The 17,458-nt window shown below is 43.8% G+C and carries 11 protein-coding genes; 7 read left to right on the top strand and 4 right to left on the bottom strand.

All coding sequences use genetic code 11. From position 1 onward, the window contains the following. Positions 1–111: 111 nt before the first annotated feature. On the bottom strand, positions 112–1,116 hold the full coding sequence (rlmF, locus tag Q0852_RS02115) for a 23S rRNA (adenine(1618)-N(6))-methyltransferase RlmF (protein ID WP_299013332.1): 1,005 nt from the start codon (positions 1,114–1,116) through the stop codon (positions 112–114). A gap of 292 nt (positions 1,117–1,408) precedes the next feature. Between rlmF and Q0852_RS02120 the strand changes: the two genes are divergently transcribed. From Q0852_RS02120 to pelG, 7 genes are all read left to right on the top strand, one after another. Beyond that, positions 1,409–4,138 carry an endo alpha-1,4 polygalactosaminidase gene (locus Q0852_RS02120; RefSeq protein WP_299013333.1) on the top strand — a complete coding sequence of 910 codons (2,730 nt, stop codon included), beginning with the start codon at positions 1,409–1,411 and terminating at the stop codon, positions 4,136–4,138. A 64-nt stretch (positions 4,139–4,202) separates the two neighbouring features. Beyond that, positions 4,203–7,733 (top strand): tetratricopeptide repeat protein, encoded by a 3,531-nt coding sequence (locus tag Q0852_RS02125; protein ID WP_299013334.1) that lies wholly within the window; start codon positions 4,203–4,205, stop codon positions 7,731–7,733. Between the two features lie 8 nt (positions 7,734–7,741). After that, positions 7,742–8,263, top strand: coding sequence for a hypothetical protein (locus Q0852_RS02130; RefSeq protein ID WP_299013335.1), 522 nt, complete (start codon positions 7,742–7,744; stop codon positions 8,261–8,263). Positions 8,264–8,291: 28 nt separating this feature from the next. Continuing rightward, the gene (locus tag Q0852_RS02135) at positions 8,292–9,635 is read left to right on the top strand and encodes a PelD GGDEF domain-containing protein (protein WP_299013337.1); all 1,344 of its coding nucleotides are present in this window, start codon (positions 8,292–8,294) and stop codon (positions 9,633–9,635) included. Next, positions 9,598–10,566, top strand: a complete 969-nt coding sequence (locus Q0852_RS02140; protein ID WP_299013338.1) for a hypothetical protein — start codon at positions 9,598–9,600, stop codon at positions 10,564–10,566. Before Q0852_RS02135 ends, Q0852_RS02140 begins: the two co-directional genes overlap by 38 nt. Next, positions 10,563–12,077 (top strand): GT4 family glycosyltransferase PelF, encoded by a 1,515-nt coding sequence (gene pelF / locus Q0852_RS02145; RefSeq protein WP_299013340.1) that lies wholly within the window; start codon positions 10,563–10,565, stop codon positions 12,075–12,077. Before Q0852_RS02140 ends, pelF begins: the two co-directional genes overlap by 4 nt. Next, positions 12,058–13,431, top strand: coding sequence for an exopolysaccharide Pel transporter PelG (gene pelG / locus Q0852_RS02150; RefSeq protein ID WP_299013341.1), 1,374 nt, complete (start codon positions 12,058–12,060; stop codon positions 13,429–13,431). The genes pelF and pelG overlap by 20 nt, the downstream gene beginning before the upstream one ends. Before the next feature lie 91 nt (positions 13,432–13,522). On the opposite strand, the gene Q0852_RS02155 is transcribed toward pelG, so the two are convergent. From Q0852_RS02155 to viaA, 3 genes are all read right to left on the bottom strand, one after another. Next, positions 13,523–14,296, bottom strand: coding sequence for a slipin family protein (locus tag Q0852_RS02155; RefSeq protein WP_299013343.1), 774 nt, complete (start codon positions 14,294–14,296; stop codon positions 13,523–13,525). A gap of 3 nt (positions 14,297–14,299) precedes the next feature. Continuing rightward, entirely contained in the window at positions 14,300–15,727 is a 1,428-nt protein-coding gene (locus Q0852_RS02160; protein WP_299013345.1) for a nodulation protein NfeD, read from the bottom strand. A gap of 277 nt (positions 15,728–16,004) precedes the next feature. After that, positions 16,005–17,453 (bottom strand): ATPase RavA stimulator ViaA, encoded by a 1,449-nt coding sequence (gene viaA, locus Q0852_RS02165; protein WP_299013347.1) that lies wholly within the window; start codon positions 17,451–17,453, stop codon positions 16,005–16,007. Between the last annotated feature and the right edge of the window lie 5 nt (positions 17,454–17,458).

Consider the following 17,458-nt stretch of genomic DNA (forward strand, 5'->3'; position numbering starts at 1 on the left):
GCTTCGTACTAAGTAATGCCTTGAAACCCAGCTACAGATGTAAAAAAAGCGGCCAAATGGCCGCTTTATCAATTCGTGCTATGTTCTATCTGAAATCAGTATTACCAGGCATTATCTCATCCAGCGTTCTTCTCGCCATTCTTTCTGCTGTTCACTTGTCAGGAAAGTCCATGCCACCACACGGGTCAATTTCTGCCCCTGTGCCATATCAATGGTACGAACATCCACAGCACCTACTTGTTTCAATGCTTTATAAATTGCAGAAAGATTCTCTTTTTTCGACACCAGAGTTGTAAACCAAAAACATTGCGATGCTGTTTCTACGCTCTGCTTAATCATCCGATTGATGAACGCCGCTTCGCCTCCCGGGCACCATAGCTCTGCTTTCTGGCCACCAAAATTGAGAACACCCGATTCATTCTTTTTCGGTTTTTCAAAGCCACGCGTACCTTTCTTTCTGGCATTGGCACTTAGATTTTTCACTTTTCGCTCACTGCCTGCAGTCGCTTCTTCTAAAGAACGATGAAACGGCGGATTGCACATAGTGAAATCAAAAATATCGTTGCTATTGATCATTCCTTCAAAAATATGATCTGGATTCTTCTGCAAACGGCATTTTATGCCACCAGCCAACGTGGAATTAGCCTCAACAATGAACTTAGCCGATTTAATCGAAAGCGGATCAATATCAGCGGCCACAAAATTCCAGCCATATACCCTGTGACCAACAATCGGATAGGCACAATTAGCGCCGACACCAATATCCAACCCTTGAACCTGTCGCCCTTTCGGAATTGCTCCCTCATTGGATTCAGCCAGTAAATCAGCGATGTAGTGCAAATAATCCGCTCTGCCTGGGATCGGTGGACAAAGGTAGCCCGGTGGTATATCCCAATGCTCAACTTGATAAAAGTGCTTAAGCAGCGCCTTATTTATCATCTTAACTGCATCGGGATTGGAAAAATCAACAGACAGATCTCCAAACTTGTTTTCGCTGACAAATGGCGCAAGCGGCGGACAACTTTCAATCAACACATCAAAGTCATAACGCTGGCGATGAGGATTTCGTGGATGCAATCCCTTCTTCAAAGTCTGTTGCGGTTTCTTCTTGGTCATTTATCTTTCACTATGTTTTTGAAACGGCCAATCTGAAGGCTGACCGGACTAACTTAATCGCTATTTTACAGCATAACCACTGCCACAATAAGACCGGCGTTCCACTAATACCCTCCACAGCCGTTCGACAGCATACCAATACAATCAGGCAACATTATTGGCTAAACCACACTGCACATCACAAAAAGCATACAAATTACCAAACAAACCCTTAACGACACATTAGCTTAGGCTTAAAGTAGAAATTAAGCATACCGGATCAGTTGCTTATAACCGCTAAAAGGATTTTATTATGCGATTCTTACTAACAACATTGCTGCTATTGCCAATGTTCGTCTCAGCCGAAACGCCATCTTCAATCGCATTCTATTACGGGAAAATTGATTCTGTTCGTGAACTAATGAATTACGAGCGTGTTGTCGTTACGCCCAATTTAATCACAGCAAAACAAATTGACACTCTGCACCAGGCAGAAACCGATATATATGCTTATCTCAGTATTGGCGAATATGGCAAGCAGACGCTTCCTCCCAATTTACAATCTGCTTCTCTCGCTAAAAATACGAACTGGCAAAGCTATGCCATGAATTTATCGTCCCCTGCATGGAAACGCCATTTAATCGACAAAGCATCAGATACCCTTGCTAAAGGGTTTGATGGTTTATTTCTAGATACTCTCGATAGCTATTATCTTTTTGCTGACAATGAAAAGCAGCAACAACGCCAGCAACGAGCCCTTACCGACATTATTAAATCACTCGCAGAGTTAAATAATCGCCCGAAGCTCATTCTTAATCGAGGCTTTGAGGTTATTGATAATACTGCCAAACGTGTTGAAGCTATCGTAGCCGAATCACTTCATCACAGTTATGACCCAACCACCAGCAGTTACCAAAGGGTAAAACCTGCTGACACAGAATGGTTGAAGGTTCAGTTAGATAAAGTGAAATCATTCGGGCTTGAAGCTATTGTCATTGACTATATCTCTGCCAGTAACCGTGAAGCACAAAAAGCGGCAGCAAAACGACTTATCAATGAAGGCTACACCCCCTATGTCAGCGACGGAATGCTTTATGAATTTGGCGTCAGCACCGTTTTACCTGTACCAAAACGAGTCTTGGGATTTTATGACGGCCAATACCATCAATTAACAGAATCTCCATGCCACAGAATGATGTCTATGCCGCTGGAATACTATGGTTATGTCCCTGAATGTCGCGACATTCAAACCACTAATTTTTCGGCAATTGACCTAAGTCGCTATGCTGCAACTTTTTTATGGCTTGAAGATTCATCCTATCAATACAACACATATCTACAGAAATGGCTTAATCAAGCAATTGATAAACATCCAATACTATTTATCAATGCATTACCGACAGATAAAACATTACATTACAAACTTGGTATTGATGAAACTGGTGAAATTACGGGGAAAATTGAAATAACCAAAGGGAGAAACTGGTTAGCTAACCACTATCCTGCTCCTTTCAACCAATTCGACACGTATCCACAATGGACTCCCCGTAACTCAACTGTTGAATCACTTATCGAGGTTAAAAATGAAGCCGGTAATACATCTTCACTCCTGATCAAAGCACCCTGGGGGGGAGCGATTCTTTCACCGTTACCGGTTATAACTCTTGCTAATGAGCTAACGGTATGGCTCATTGACCCTTTCAACCTTATCGAGAAAACCTTATCTCTTCCTGTCATTCCAGTAGCTGATGCGACAACAGAATCAGCTCGAAGAATATTAACAAGCCATGTTGACGGTGATGGCTTTCCATCAAAAAGCTGGTTCCCAGGCAAACCTTACACCGCAGAAGTACTGCTAAAACACGTATTTTCGAAATATACCTTGCCGCAGACGGTCTCTGTCATTGAAGGTGAAGTCGGCAAACGTGGCCTGTATCCAAACGAAAGCGATGATATGGAAGCCATTGCAAGGGAAATCTTTAAACTTCCAAATATTGAAATAGCCTCCCACACCTTTAGCCACCCTTTTTTCTGGGATACCAATAAAACCATCAAGAAAAAACAATATGGCGATCATATACCGATACCTGGTTATAAGCTCGACTACGACAACGAAATTATCGGTAGCACCAACTACATCAACAACAATCTTGCTCCAAGCAATAAAAAAGTGAAGCTTATTCTCTGGTCAGGCAATGCCGATCCTAAAGAAGATGTGCTTGCCATAGCCGATAAAGCCGACTTATTGAATGTTAATGGTGGTAACACCTATGTTGTTCATGGCGACAATAACCTTGCACATATATCTCCTACTATTGCCTGGCATCCGTCAGCCGTTCAAGTTTATGCACCTGTCATGAACGAAAACCTCTATACAAATTTATGGAGCGAACACCATGACGGTTATAACCGAGCAGTTGAAACCTTTGAGCTCCTCGGGAGCCCACGCCGACTGAAAAGTATCAGTCTTTATTACCACATGTATTCTGGTGCTTATCCGGCTTCACTTAACGGACTAATTAAAGTCTATGACTGGGCGTTAAACCAAAAAGTGACCCCTCTTTATTTAAGCGAATATGCTTTACGCGCCCGCACCTTGTATGAGACTGGAATAGCAAAAACACTTAACGACCGTTGGCAAATAACCAGTTCTGGCATACGAAGTGTCCGACTTCCCAGACAACTCGGTTTCCCATATATGAATAAGAGCAATATCGCAGGCTGGGATAATGGCCCTGACGGCAAATATTTGATCCTGAATAACGCAAGAAGTGCTGTCTCGACTTCCCAATCGCCAGATAGAAACATTCGGCTCAAAAATGCAAATGGCCAGGTCATTAACTGGGAAATTGACGGTAAAAACGTTCGGTGGACACTCACAAGCAACGTCCCCCTTGAGTTTGAAGTGGCCAATGCTTCCGGCTGCCAGCTAAAAACCCAAGACAAGCTTAAACGTATGGCAATAAACAACAATGATATTCGTTTTAAAACCGAGATGGCTGGCACTTTCTCCGGTTCATTTGTTTGCCCAAATACTCTTTGAAATAACGCGGCATCATAATCACATAAAAACCGATAAGAACTAAAAGGTAACCGTCTCAGACAACATGACATTATTTAGCGATAAACCACAGACGAATAAACCAAAGAAGCCAAGGCTAAGGCTGACCAATACGCTTACTTTGGTGATTTTAACGCTCACATCTCTATGGGCGTTGTGGCTGGTTGCGCCCAGTAAAGACATGTTAACCAAACTGATTGAACGTTCAACTTCACCGGAGGTCTCACTAGCATTTCTTCATGAAATGTACATCAGGGAGCCTGAGAACAGAGAAATCATCCAGCAAATCATCAATAACTACCAGCAACTTGGTGAACTTGATGACGCACTGGAACTAACAGCCAACATACTCACTAAAGAAGATGGAACCAAAGACTGGGCAGCCTTTGACGTCTATCTTAGCTTACTGCTTGAAAAAGCTTACCAAGAAAAAACGGATAGCAAGACAAGCGCAAACAGAGAACTACGACACTTAATTAAATCGATCCAATATATTCCTGAAGCCGATTTAGCTCGTAAATATGCAGATGCTGCAATTTCGCTTTCAATGACGGAAAAAGGGTTCGAGCTGTTAATCCCACACTTACACAGCGGAGAAACAAGTTACAACGAGTTAATCAAATTAGCACTGCAAAGTTCAGATTATGAGAATTCACTAAAGCTGCAGTTTGATGCTTTCAGGGAATTTGAAAACCTCGATGAAGCCCAGAAGTTACTAAACCTATTCGTCACATCTGATTCCCCGCAACTGAGTAAGCAATTTATTAACGCGTATAAAGGAAAAATAAGCTTAGATCCTGACTATCTCAAACTAACAATTGACCACTCCAAATTGATAGGCAACCCTAATGTCGCTTTACGACAATCACAAAAACTACTGGATATTGAGCCAACCGATAAATTACGTGCAAGTACTGCCGAGCTTGCTCTAAATAATGGCAATATTCACATGGCTGTGTCTCTGTTAAACCAAATAGTGCAAAACAGCGACTCGCCTTCTGCGATAACCAGACTACACGACCTCTATCGCTGGCAAGGTGATATCGAGAATGCATTAACCCTTAGTCATAAACTCTTGGCTTATCACCCAACAGACCATCAACTTCGTGCGGGTATTGAAGAATCACGGGCACTAGGTGATATCTATTTCGAGAGTGTGTTTTTTGAGCGCCTTGTAAACAGAAACCAAATCAAACGTTCGGAATATACCAACTGGTTAAATGCACTTGAAAAAGCTCAAGGAACCGACCGTGCCCTCTCAAGCGTAAAACGCCTTGCAGCAATGCGCCCACAAGAGACAGAACTTATTAACCATCAGGCTCGCCTATATGAATACAAAGGAAACTACAATGAAGTCATAAAGCAATGGCAACAGCTTACTCGCCTTCGTGAACCAACAACTAGTGAGGCACTACGTTTTTCAGATGCCTATATAAGAACTTTTCAGCCCAAACTGGCATTAGCTGCTTTAACTACACCATCAAAATGGCGCGATGCTGATGAAGATTATCTCGAAGCCGTATTATCACTCGCTTGGGAAACGAGTAATCGAGAGATTGCCAAACAGGCTCAACATCAATTGATGGAAACCAATAGCGACAATATCGACTTATACCGATATTTACGTATCAATGCCCCTCTTTCTCGTAAAAACATTGACGATTTAATTACGCTATATCATCGCCAAGGTAACCAAGACGCCTTCCTCGCAGCATTAAGGGCTACTGAAAAACAAGATGACTCTTCACTTTTTTATGAATTGCTTCATCTGGCAAGTTCCGACAATAAGCTGAGTAACATAACTGACATATTGCTCTACCGCGCTCAGGAAGCAATCGCAAACCATAAACCTGACAAAGCCTTAGCTCTTTATCAACAAGCTCTCAAGCAGTCACCGCAAAATGCATCTGTCATCAATGGTATTCTCTGGCTGACAATCAACACAGATAACCATCAAGAAACCGCAAAAACGTATAACCACTACAAAACAGAGTTACGTGGTAACGAAAGCTTATGGCTTGTTTTTGCCACCGCAGCCCAGCAATTAGGCAGAAATCAGGAAGCTGAAGCCTGGTATCAACAACTATTACTTAATAACAGACAAACAGATGTTGCCGTTATCCTCAACTATGCAAGCTTACTAGATATTCAAAGCCAGTATGACAAGGCATTCAAGCTACGCCGATATGCCGCTAACCAACTTGTCGATGAATTACTAAAGCTAAAAGATGGCGATATCTCCTATCGCTCATTGGTAAATATATTTGCTGGAGAGCAATTTGCAGAAAGGCTTGCCGCTCAAGCTGCATTAGAAGCTCCAAGCCATAGCCGCACAGAAGAGTTTTTCCAGTATTTCCTTGCTAATAACCAAGCCGATAATGTTCTGTTTTGGCACAGGAGAACAGCGCTTAAGACCTACAAACTTCCAGGCTGGCAACAACTATCTATCGCAATTCAACAACAAGACCGCGCCACTATGGAAGAGTTGCTGGTAAACAGCCTGAATCTACCCGTAGCGGACAAAAACCGAGCGCTTCAATTAATCGGTCAACACCAGAAAGCATGGCAACATGGCCAGAATAATTTGGGAAATCAGGCCGATCAAATAGCTGAAAATCAATTACTGAAAATCCATGTCAACCAGCACCCAAATAAAAATCACAGCATTCGCTCTCAGGTCAATCACAACAGCCAATGGGACATTACCCGATTCAGCCTTGATTACTATTCACCGCACAAACACGGCAATTGGCGCCTGGGGACAGACTTCCAGTCCGCTGGCACACCGGAGCAGTTACAAGGAAACGATATCACCAGCGAAACTCGCCTGCGTGGCCAATACCAATATCAACAACTTGATGCCTCATGGAAAGTTGGCTTTGATGTTGCCGAAGGCCTTGGTGATCAACGTCTCGGTTTGACTGCAAGTTATGAAGCGCCTGTCGATAATTACTGGAATGCTGCGGTCAATCTTGGGATTAATAGTCATATAGAGGCGAGCCAGCTCATGGCTATTGCTGGTCAAACGAACAAGCTAGGGCTTTCTCTTGGTTATCAACCTACCGCACGCGAGTCAATCGCACTACAACTGAACTGGCACGATCTTTCAACCCGATTTAATGATGAGATCGGTCAAGGCTGGGATTTCAACATCCGAGTAGCTGAACAATTTTTCTTCGCTGATCCGGCTTGGCAAATCTATGGTTCCCTTAGCATGCAAAAAGTCGATTTAAGCGATAAGCCACTAAACAGCGTTAACACATGGCATCAAGGGCAAACCAAGCTAACCAGTCGTGATTTCATCGAAGATGAATATCAACGTTTAGCATTGGGCCAACGGGTATGGCATGGCGAACCCGGCATTCCCGGCGCTACTGTCCCGTCTCCACGGTATTGGATTGATAGTTCATTGGGTTACAACGTTACCAACAGTCAGCTAGATATGACCTTAAGCTCTGGACTCGGCTGGCGTGTGGTTGGCAATGATGAGCTTTTCTTATCTGTAGACTGGCAAAGCCAAGACAGAAATGGCGATCAGTCTCTCAAACTTTCAATGGGTTATTACTACAGCTTCTAAGGAAAAACATGATGAAACGGACACTATTGATCGCAACTTCATTGGCACTCAGCGCCTGCTCCAGCTATCAGGTGCCTGAAAGCCCTGCCTTTAAGGCTGATAGCAACTGGGCTGTTATGCCAATGGTTAACAATTCCAACACCCCACTTGCATCAGAGAAAGCAGAACAAATTCTTAATGCACAACTCTATGCTAAAGGCATTAATGCTCTGATGTACCCTGCCAGCCAGTCCAATGATCTCGCAAGTATTTTAGATACCATGGAAAAACGGCGTGCAGCACAAACCTGGCTGGCCTCCCAACCTGTCGACTACATCATTACCGGCTCTGTTGAAGAATGGCATTATAAAAGTGGCCTCGACGGTGAACCTGCCGTAGGCATAACCCTAGAAGTAAAATCAGCCAAAAGTAAAACCACCTACTGGCGTGCCACAGGAACTCGTGGAGGATGGGGAAGAGAAAGTGTCAGCGGTACCGGCCATATCGTTATTGAAGAATTACTGGAAGGCCTGAACATCGAACAAAAATAATGAAATAAGCCCCACTAAAAGGTCACCAATGAACAAATTATGGCACCGGTTTCTTATCGGTTTTAAACAGGAAGGCTTCGCCTGGCTGGAAACGACCGTTGTTTCGGTCATATCTATCTATGTCTGGGCACAATCGGATTTTCTCACCCCGACATTGGACCAACATAAGTTCTTCTGGCCTATGTTTGGACCTCTGCTCATTGCTCTTAGATATGGATTTGCCAAAGGTATTATTTGCTCCCTGCTAATGAATGCCGGTTTAGCCAGTATTATGAATATCACAGGTCATCTCGAATATTTCCCTTTCTCGATAGCCGTTGGAACAGTATTGGCAACAATGATTACAGGAGAATTTCACGACTACTGGCGCAATATTAATCAAAAACACATTCTTGATCATCAGTATATGAATCAGAGGCTTGACAGCTTTACCCAACACTACCATTTACTAAAAGTTTCACACGATCAGCTGGAGCAACGCACAGCGGGCCAAACTGTCAGCCTTCGCGCCAGTATTAATGAACTCCAGAAAATTGCCAGCCAATATGGTGAGCATCGACTCGATCAGCTCGGCCTGCCGCTACTCAACCTGCTTGCAAATATTGGTGGTCTTGAAGTAGCCGGTATCTATAGAGTCATTGATGGAAAAGTGGATGATCAAGCACAAGCTATATTGGGAGATCACCACCAGATGATTCCTGACGACCCAATGCTGCTCGACATGCTGAAGTGCGGAAAACTATTGTCTCCAGCAAAGCTGGGCGAGAACATGACCCATAAATCCCGTTACCAATTATGTATCCCATTACTGGATACACAAAAAAGACTACAAGCTATTGTTCTTGCCGAAAGCACGAAGTTCTATATGTTAACCCCTGCCAACATTGCTTTACTGTCGCTGGTGGCAAATCATGCCGCCGATTTACTTAGCGATGCTATCGTCGCTCCCGTACTTCAACGCCATCAAAATAACTTATTCTTGCGTTATCTGGATCGGGCTGAATATAACAAACGTCATTACGGTGCCAATACAGCACTGGTAGCCTGCATTGACATCCAAGGGGATCACAAGGACATCCTGGATTCAATAATCAACTATCGCCGTGGTGCGGATGTGTACTGGAGTTGCCAAACTAATCAAGGGCAACCCGCCCTAACGGTATTACTTCCTCTGACCACTACTTACGATGCCCAGCAATACGTAACACGGCTACGTGAAATATTAAAGAGCCATCTTCACGAGAAACATAATGACATCGACATCCTCGGCCCATTTTCACTAGATCAGGATAACAAACAAATTAAATCTCTAATGAACGAATTAGGAGCCTTTGATGAAGACCTGGCTATGTATTCAGACGATAGCTTTTGAAGGTATTAGCTTCTATGTCGTCTTTGATTCCGAAATGACTACTGCCATGTGGCTCACCTTCTTCGCGTCACATGCTATCGCCTGTGCCAGCTTTGCTGCATTAAGCTGGTTATTGCTGCCTAACAAATTCAAATTTCCACTGTTTGGCTCTGCGTCATTTTTATTTTTGATTAACTTCCTGCTGCCACTCTTTGGCATTATCGGCACTGCTTGTTCATTATTGATTGCACTCCATCTGCCAAGAAAACAAAGCCCGGTTACATGGCAAGAATGCGAAGAAGCACCATTACCGCAAAACCCCGGGGAACTTCTGGATGTACAATTCGGTACCGGAGCCCTCCGCGATATCCTGCTCTACAATAATGACCCGGACAGGCGACTTCTTGCCGTTGGTGCTATCCGCCATTTACCCCGTCAGCAAGCGGTTCCCTTATTGCAGTTAGCTCTAAAAGATCTTTCTGATGACGTGCGACTCCTCGCCTATGCTTCATTAGAAGGCGTTGAAGCTCAAATCAACGAGTCCATCGTACTTTTTAAAAAGCAGCTAGAGCACAAAAGACACCCAGGCAAAGCCTTCGACATCGCTCAGCAATACTGGGAGCTTTGTTATTTAGGTATCGCTGAAGGAATTATAAAGAAACACTACCTTGAACAAGCTGAGCACTACCTTAAATTAGCCAATAATATAGAAAACCGGGCCTCTTGTAATTTATTGCTAGGCCGAGTAATGCTAGAACAGAAAAGAGCCGCAGAAGCCATGATTTATCTGACTGAAGCTCTAAATGGCGGGTTGTTGGTAAAACAAGTAGCACCTTATTTGGCCGAAGCCGCCTACATCACAAAGGACTATCAAAAAGCAAGGTATTACATTTCATTCTTTCCCAAACAAAAAGGCGAGCAATTAAGCCAAATTAAGGAGTATTGGTCATGACCAAAGATGTCGATATTTGTCTTTTGCTCGAAGGTACATATCCATATGTTCGAGGCGGTGTATCCAGCTGGGTACATCAGATTATCAGTGGGCTCCCCGAATTTACCTTCCATTTAATCTTCCTTGGAGGCCATCCTGATTTTTATAGTGGCCCTCGTTATGAATTTCCCGATAATGTTGTAGGGTTCGAGGTTCATTACTTACTATCTAGTCAAGAAAAAATCAAACCTAAACCCCGTTCCGGCAAAACCAATCAATTTCAGGTTTGGAGCCGATTCCTTTCATATTTTACAAAAGAAAAAACACCAATCCCCAATGAATTATTAATAACAACAGCAAACCTGTTAGGAAAAGATAGCCAGCTCAGTTTAGCTGATTTTCTTTACAGCCGGGCATCATGGGATGTGCTAACAAATCAGTATCTCGAATCTGCCGAAAACCAGTCTTTTGTCGATTACTTTTGGACTTACCGTAATATTTTTCAGCCTCTTTTTATTCTATCCCAGATTTCACAGAATCTTCCCAAAGCTAAGGTGTTTCACAGCATCTCGACAGGTTATGCTGGATTCCTGGGTTCCCTGTGCCGACAACAAACCCACCAGCCATACCTGCTTACTGAGCATGGTATTTACACTAAAGAGAGAAAAATAGATCTGGCACAGGCTAACTGGATCAAAGATCGACACAACCTTATCGATATCAGTATGCATAAAGATATGGATATGACACGAAAAACCTGGATTCGCTTCTTTGAACAACTGGGTTTATCCGCCTATCACCAGGCAGACAGGATTGTTGCACTGTTTGAAGGTAACAGACAGCGCCAACATATTGATGGTGCACCAGAAGATAAAACCAAGGTAATCGTCAACGGCATTAACACCCAACGTTTCCATGAAGCATACAAACAAAGGCCAGACTCCCCACCTATGGTTGTCGGCTTGGTAGGCCGAGTTGTTCCAATCAAAGACATTAAAACCTTCATCCGAACTATTCGCGGAGCTATGGAAGAGATACCGACACTCGAGGGCTGGATTATCGGCCCCAAAGAGGAAGACCCAGATTATGTCCATGAATGCGAACTGCTGATTGAAAGTCTGGGACTAGACAACAACATCAAAATGGTAGGAAGCCAGAATGTCGCTAAAATGTTACCAAAACTTGGCATTATGATGCTCACATCAATCAGTGAAGCCCAGCCACTGGTACTGCTTGAAGCTATGGCAGCGGGTATCCCTTGTATTGCAACTGAAGTAGGTGCTTGTCGAGAAATCATTGATGGTGCCGCCGGTGAAGATGCCGCAATTGGCTCGGCTGGTGAAATCATTCCTATTGCCAGTCCAATTGATGGTGCCCAAGCGATTGCAAAAATACTGAGTGACAAAAACACCTGGCTCAAAATCGGAGATATAGGGAAAGCCCGTGTCACCCGTTTCTACGACGAAAGCTTGATGTACGATGCTTACCGACGTTTATATAAGGAGGCTATTCATGGCTGGCATAGGGTTTGAGTTGAGAAAAATACTCAAAAAAAAATCACTTTTTTCCATAGTAGAAGCCTACGGACTGGCAGGACTGATCAGTTCTGGCCCATGGGTACTCTCTATTCTGGCATTGCTAGTCATCGGTATACTTAGCCTCGGGGTTATTTTTCCTAATGACGTTATCATCCAGTTTCTGGTTATTGTGACCTATCTAATGGCCGGCTCTTTGATCATTAGCGGCCTCTTCCAGCTTTTACTGACACGATTTATATCAGATTTGATTTTTTCCCGACATGAGCACCAAATTGTTCCCAACCTTCTTGGTTCCATGCTGGTTACCAGCCTTATTGCGGGAATCATTGGGGGAGGCATACTGGCAATGTCGCCAGAAATTGAACCCGCCGTCAGAATTACGATTTTCACCTCGTTTATACTGCTCTGTAATCAATGGCTGATTATCATTTTTCTTAGTGGTATGAAGGAGTATTACCGTATCTTTTTCACCATGGTAATCAGCTACAGCATGATGATCTTTTTAAGTTTGGTTCTTCCACCTTTCGGTTTATTAGGCTTAATGCTGATATTCTGTATCAGCCAGGCATTACTGACATTCGCTTTTCTCTACCATGTTATCCGAGATTTTCCTGCAGAACGCCTTATTTCATTCGACTTCCTTAGCCGCAAAAAAACTTTTTTCTCCCTCATTCTTTGCGGCTTACTCTATAACCTCGGAGTCTGGTTAGATAAATTCGTTTTCTGGTTTCGTGAAGAAACCTCCCATCAAGTTATAGCACTTTTCCGTGCGTCATACATTTATGACCTTCCTATATTCATTGCTTATCTGGCAATTGTACCTGGCATGGCGGTTTTTATGCTGCGTATGGAAACCGACTTCGCTGATGCCTGCCTCAAATTCTATGATGCAGTGCGGGAAGGCGCGACGCTCGATTCCATCTACTTGCTTAAAGACAAAATGGTACTTGCCTGCCGGCAAAGTATTTATGAAATTTTCAAAGTTCAAGGGATGACCCTGGCACTATTACTACTGTGGGCTGAAGATATTCTGTTGGCACTGGATATAGATCTCGCCTATCTGCACCTACTACACGTAGATTTAGTCGGCGTTAGCCTGCAAGTACTGGTAATGGCAATTCTTAACGTCATGTATTACTTAGATAAGCGGTACGCAGCCCTTATCCTCACCGCGTTGATGGCAGCCAGTAACTATTTCCTGGCGCACTACAGCATAGATTTAGGCCCGGTTTATTATGGCTATGGCTTCGCGATAACTATGCTGCTCACAACAATCGCTGGGCTTATTCTATTAGACAGGCAGTTTGAGGATTTGGAATACCAGACATTTATGCTGCAAAAATCATGAGGAAATTCAGCTTACTTTGCCGGCAACCATTCATGGATTAATCAATATGTTGTATTAGCCAATACATGGTCGCCAGCAAAATTATTGATCGTTAACCGCCTTTTTCTTCTTTAGGCGAAACAAATGCAGCAGACAGCTTATCAACCATATCTATTGGCATAGGGAAAACGATTGTCGTTGTCCTGTCATTCGAAATTTCAGTCAGTGTTTGCATATAACGAAGCTGAACAGCATTCGGCGCCTTGTTCAAAACTTTCGCCGCCTCCTGAAGCTTCGCTGATGCTTCAAGCTCACCGGTTGCATGTATCACCTTCGCACGACGTGAACGCTCGGCTTCAGCCTGGCGAGCTAATGCTCGTACCATACTGTCATCAAGATCAACATGTTTTATTTCGACATTAGAAATCTTGATCCCCCAGTTATCAGTGTGCTGATCCAGAATAACCTGCAAGTCTTTATTGAGCTCTTCCCTTGCAGACAACAATTCATCCAGCTCATGCTGGCCAAGAACAGATCTCAATGTCGTTTGGGACAACTGACTCGTCGCCTCTAGGTAATTTTCTACGTTATTGATCGCCATTTTAGGGTCAACAACCCGGAAATAAACCACTGCGTTAACCCGCACTGACACGTTATCCCGGGTGATCAAATCCTGTGTCGGCACATCCAAAACAATGGTACGTAAATCTACCCGTACCATTTGCTGGATGATTGGAACGATGATGATCAAGCCTGGTCCTTTTACCTGATAAAAACGCCCCAGCAAGAACACCACTCCACGTTCATATTCGCGTAACACTTTAAACATGCTGATGATTAAAACCAACACCAGCACGATTATCGTTGCAAATGAATAAGTAACCATAAATTATTCCTTATCAATGCCTGTTGAATCACAGTAACTATCTTCAACGTCTAGATGTAACCCCGACACTTTCTTAACCGTTACTATTTGTCCTTTTTCTAACGGTCGTTCACACCTTGCCTGCCAGATTTCTCCATCTACCAATACCATGCCATTACCTGGAAAGCCGCTAACAACGGTCGCGTGTTGGCCGAGTAACATCTCAACACCAGTCGTTACTGGCTGACGTCGCGTTTTCAACAGCAAAGCAAGGATCACAAAGGTAAACATCGCCGATACCACAGTCAGCCCGACAATTAACGGAACGGCAATTTGATATCCCGGAGTTTCGGTATCCATCAACATGATTGATCCCAGCACAAAGGCTACGACGCCCCCTAAACCGAAAATGCCAAAACTCGGGCTGAAGGCTTCAGCTATCATCAGGGCAATACCGAGCAACAGCAGCCCTAGCCCGGCATAACTAACCGGCAGCATTTGTAGTGCATACATTGCCAGTAGCAGGCAAATTCCGCCAAGAACGCCAGGAACGCCAACTCCGGGGTTATAAAATTCCAGCAACAGGCCATAGATACCGATCAGCATCAAAATATAGGCAACATTAGGATTGGTAATAACGGAGAGCAGCTGAAAGCGCCAATCTTGTTCTCGCTCAATATAAGCAACATTAACAAGTTCAATTTTTGCTTTCAGACCGTTAATTGTTGTAGTTCGACCATTGGACTGATTAATCAGGCTGTCTAAATCCGCTGAAATAAAGTCAATCACGTTTTTTTCCAGCGCGCTTTCTGCATCCAGACTGGCAGCTTCAGTCACCGCCTTGGCTGCCCACTCTTCATTTCTGCCATGAAGCTTTGCCAACCCCTGAATGTAAGCAGTGGCATCATTGATGACTTTCTTCTGCATTGCTGTTTTTGCAGTAACACGCTCATCATCTTTAGCCGCTTCATCGGTATTTCCGTCGTTAGCCGCTTCCTCTTCTTTTTGCTCTTTCTTCTCTTTTTTTGGAGCTAAAGGGTTACTGCCTTCATCCTGCTCCTGTCCCGGACCTGTTAGCGAAACCGGCGTTGCAGCACCCAGGTTTGTACCCGGAGCCATCGAAGCGATATGGCTTGCCAGTAATATATACGTACCGGCACTGGCTGCCCGTGATCCAGAAGGGCCAACCCATGTAGCAACAGGCAGTGAAGAGGTGGTGACAGCGCGGATAATGTCCCGCATCGAGGTATCAAGTCCGCCGGGAGTATCCATCTTAAGCACAATAAAAGAGGCTTGTTCTTTCCCGGCCTGCTCTATTTCACGCGCAACATAATCGCTGGTTGCCGGGCCGATCCCCCCTTTTATTTCTATAATCCACACGTCATCGGCATGTGCAGAAAAAGCTGTCATGAGCAATGCAAATACCAGCGCACAAAAAGAGAAAAGCTTCATCTAACTTCCTCCACATCAGAAAAAACTCAGCCGGATCATAGGCTCAGCTCTTTCCTTATTTTGTTATCAACTGCTATAAGCATAGCCCACACCCATTAACAATCTGCTAGATGCATGTAATTACATTCAAAAATAAGACTGGCATATATTATTGATAGGCAAATTACTTTAATAAAGGCCCAATACCAGCCACCAGCCCCCAAAAGAGACGCTTTATGAAGAAGCATAAAAAAAGCGACCATTCGGTCGCTTTTCTTCGTTTACTGCCAAACAAGCACTATTTCCATTTGAACAACCGACCTAGCTTAGACGGGTGATATGACCAACAATGGTCAAAAATTGTCATCAGCTCCGGGTTACCATATTTCGATAGATTGACGGCGTGAAAACGGTTCCTTTTCTCTTTGAGCTTTTTAATCCGCTTCATCATCTCTTCCGGCTGAGAAGGCGCAATAAAATCTGAAAGAACAATCAAGTCTGCATTCTGATACTTTTCACTACTCATCAACGCTATCGACTGATCCAACACCGGTCCCAGATCAGTACCACCATGGAATGAGTAAGACAAAAAGTTCAGCACCTCACTCAAACCATCCTGTTTTGTCAGCTCATAAGTAATTTGCTGGGTCGAAAACATAATGACATAGCACTCACGATCTTCAGCCAGAGCAATCTGCATTAAGCCATAAGCTAGTGCTTTAGCGCATTGTTCGGGAAAACCATTCATCGATCCTGAAGCATCAATACAAACAATAAACGGCCCTTTGTCCTGTTCTACCTGCTTGGTCTGGCGCTTAAACGCTTTAACCTTACGTAGTTTTCTCTGGCTACCCTGCACCCGGTAGTTCATGAGACGTTTATCAACCAAGTGCTTATAAAACACAACTTCCAGTTCGGGATAGGCAAGGAACATCGCTTCATTTGGCAATAATTTGGATAAATCATCGCTTTCGTGCACACCGACAATATCATCAGCGACACTGTCACTCCTTTCCTCAACCATCTTCAGTTCTTCAGAGCGAACACGTTCCTTGCTTGGATCATCAACTTCATTAGCCATTCGCCCAAGCTTTTCGGCTATCTCCTGAAGTCCATCATTTTTCTTCAAAAACTTGGCGATAGATTTCAGACTATCAACATCTGTCCGAGTTAATTTGGCTTTGGCCATATCCCATAAACGGCCAGCTTTCTTTTCATCACCCGCTTCAGTGACTTCCTGCATCTGTTGCATTGTTTCGATACGCTGATACAAGTCGATAAGCAGCTTTTCCTTATGCTGCTCTAATTCGGTTTGCTGGGCTTCAATTAACGCTTTGGCTAAGTACTGATACCACTGATTACAGAAGTAACTCTGAAACATTGGATTGTGCTTCTGGTTTTCCCGGTCAATCAGACTCTTCGCCTTGAAATAAAATGAAGAGTGTCCTTCCAATCGCTTAACGAGCGTATCAACTTGCTCGGCGAAAAATTCCGGGTCCCATTGGCTTGCCTCGTGATACAACTCAACCTCCCGGTGAATGCAATCTTCTACATTCACCTTAGTGATGCGTTGTTGTACCTGACCTCGCCACTTGATGATCTGATTCTTCATCGCCGACTTAATGTCGGGGTTAGACTCAGCCGCCATCAGCAGCTGAGGGCGCATCATCAACTCATGAACCGCGTTATCAATGATGCCTGACTCAGAGATCATCAATGCGAGGTTTACACTTTCAGAAACTGGCATCGTCT

The organism is uncultured Photobacterium sp. (assembly GCF_947502415.1).
In the GTDB taxonomy this organism is placed as follows: Bacteria; Pseudomonadota; Gammaproteobacteria; order Enterobacterales; family Vibrionaceae; genus Photobacterium.

Bases quoted from the DNA above. Each gene is read 5' to 3' on its own strand.
- Q0852_RS02130 (WP_299013335.1), top strand. From the start codon at position 7,742: ATGATGAAACGGACACTATTGATCGCAACTTCATTGGCACTCAGCGCC.
- Q0852_RS02140 (WP_299013338.1), top strand. From the start codon at position 9,598: ATGAAGACCTGGCTATGTATTCAGACGATAGCTTTTGAAGGTATTAGC.
- Q0852_RS02135 (WP_299013337.1), top strand. From the start codon at position 8,292: ATGAACAAATTATGGCACCGGTTTCTTATCGGTTTTAAACAGGAAGGC.
- viaA (WP_299013347.1), bottom strand. From the start codon at position 17,453: ATGCCAGTTTCTGAAAGTGTAAACCTCGCATTGATGATCTCTGAGTCA.
- Q0852_RS02125 (WP_299013334.1), top strand. From the start codon at position 4,203: ATGACATTATTTAGCGATAAACCACAGACGAATAAACCAAAGAAGCCA.
- Q0852_RS02160 (WP_299013345.1), bottom strand. From the start codon at position 15,727: ATGAAGCTTTTCTCTTTTTGTGCGCTGGTATTTGCATTGCTCATGACA.
- pelG (WP_299013341.1), top strand. From the start codon at position 12,058: ATGGCTGGCATAGGGTTTGAGTTGAGAAAAATACTCAAAAAAAAATCA.
- Q0852_RS02155 (WP_299013343.1), bottom strand. From the start codon at position 14,296: ATGGTTACTTATTCATTTGCAACGATAATCGTGCTGGTGTTGGTTTTA.
- rlmF (WP_299013332.1), bottom strand. From the start codon at position 1,116: ATGACCAAGAAGAAACCGCAACAGACTTTGAAGAAGGGATTGCATCCA.
- Q0852_RS02120 (WP_299013333.1), top strand. From the start codon at position 1,409: ATGCGATTCTTACTAACAACATTGCTGCTATTGCCAATGTTCGTCTCA.
- pelF (WP_299013340.1), top strand. From the start codon at position 10,563: ATGACCAAAGATGTCGATATTTGTCTTTTGCTCGAAGGTACATATCCA.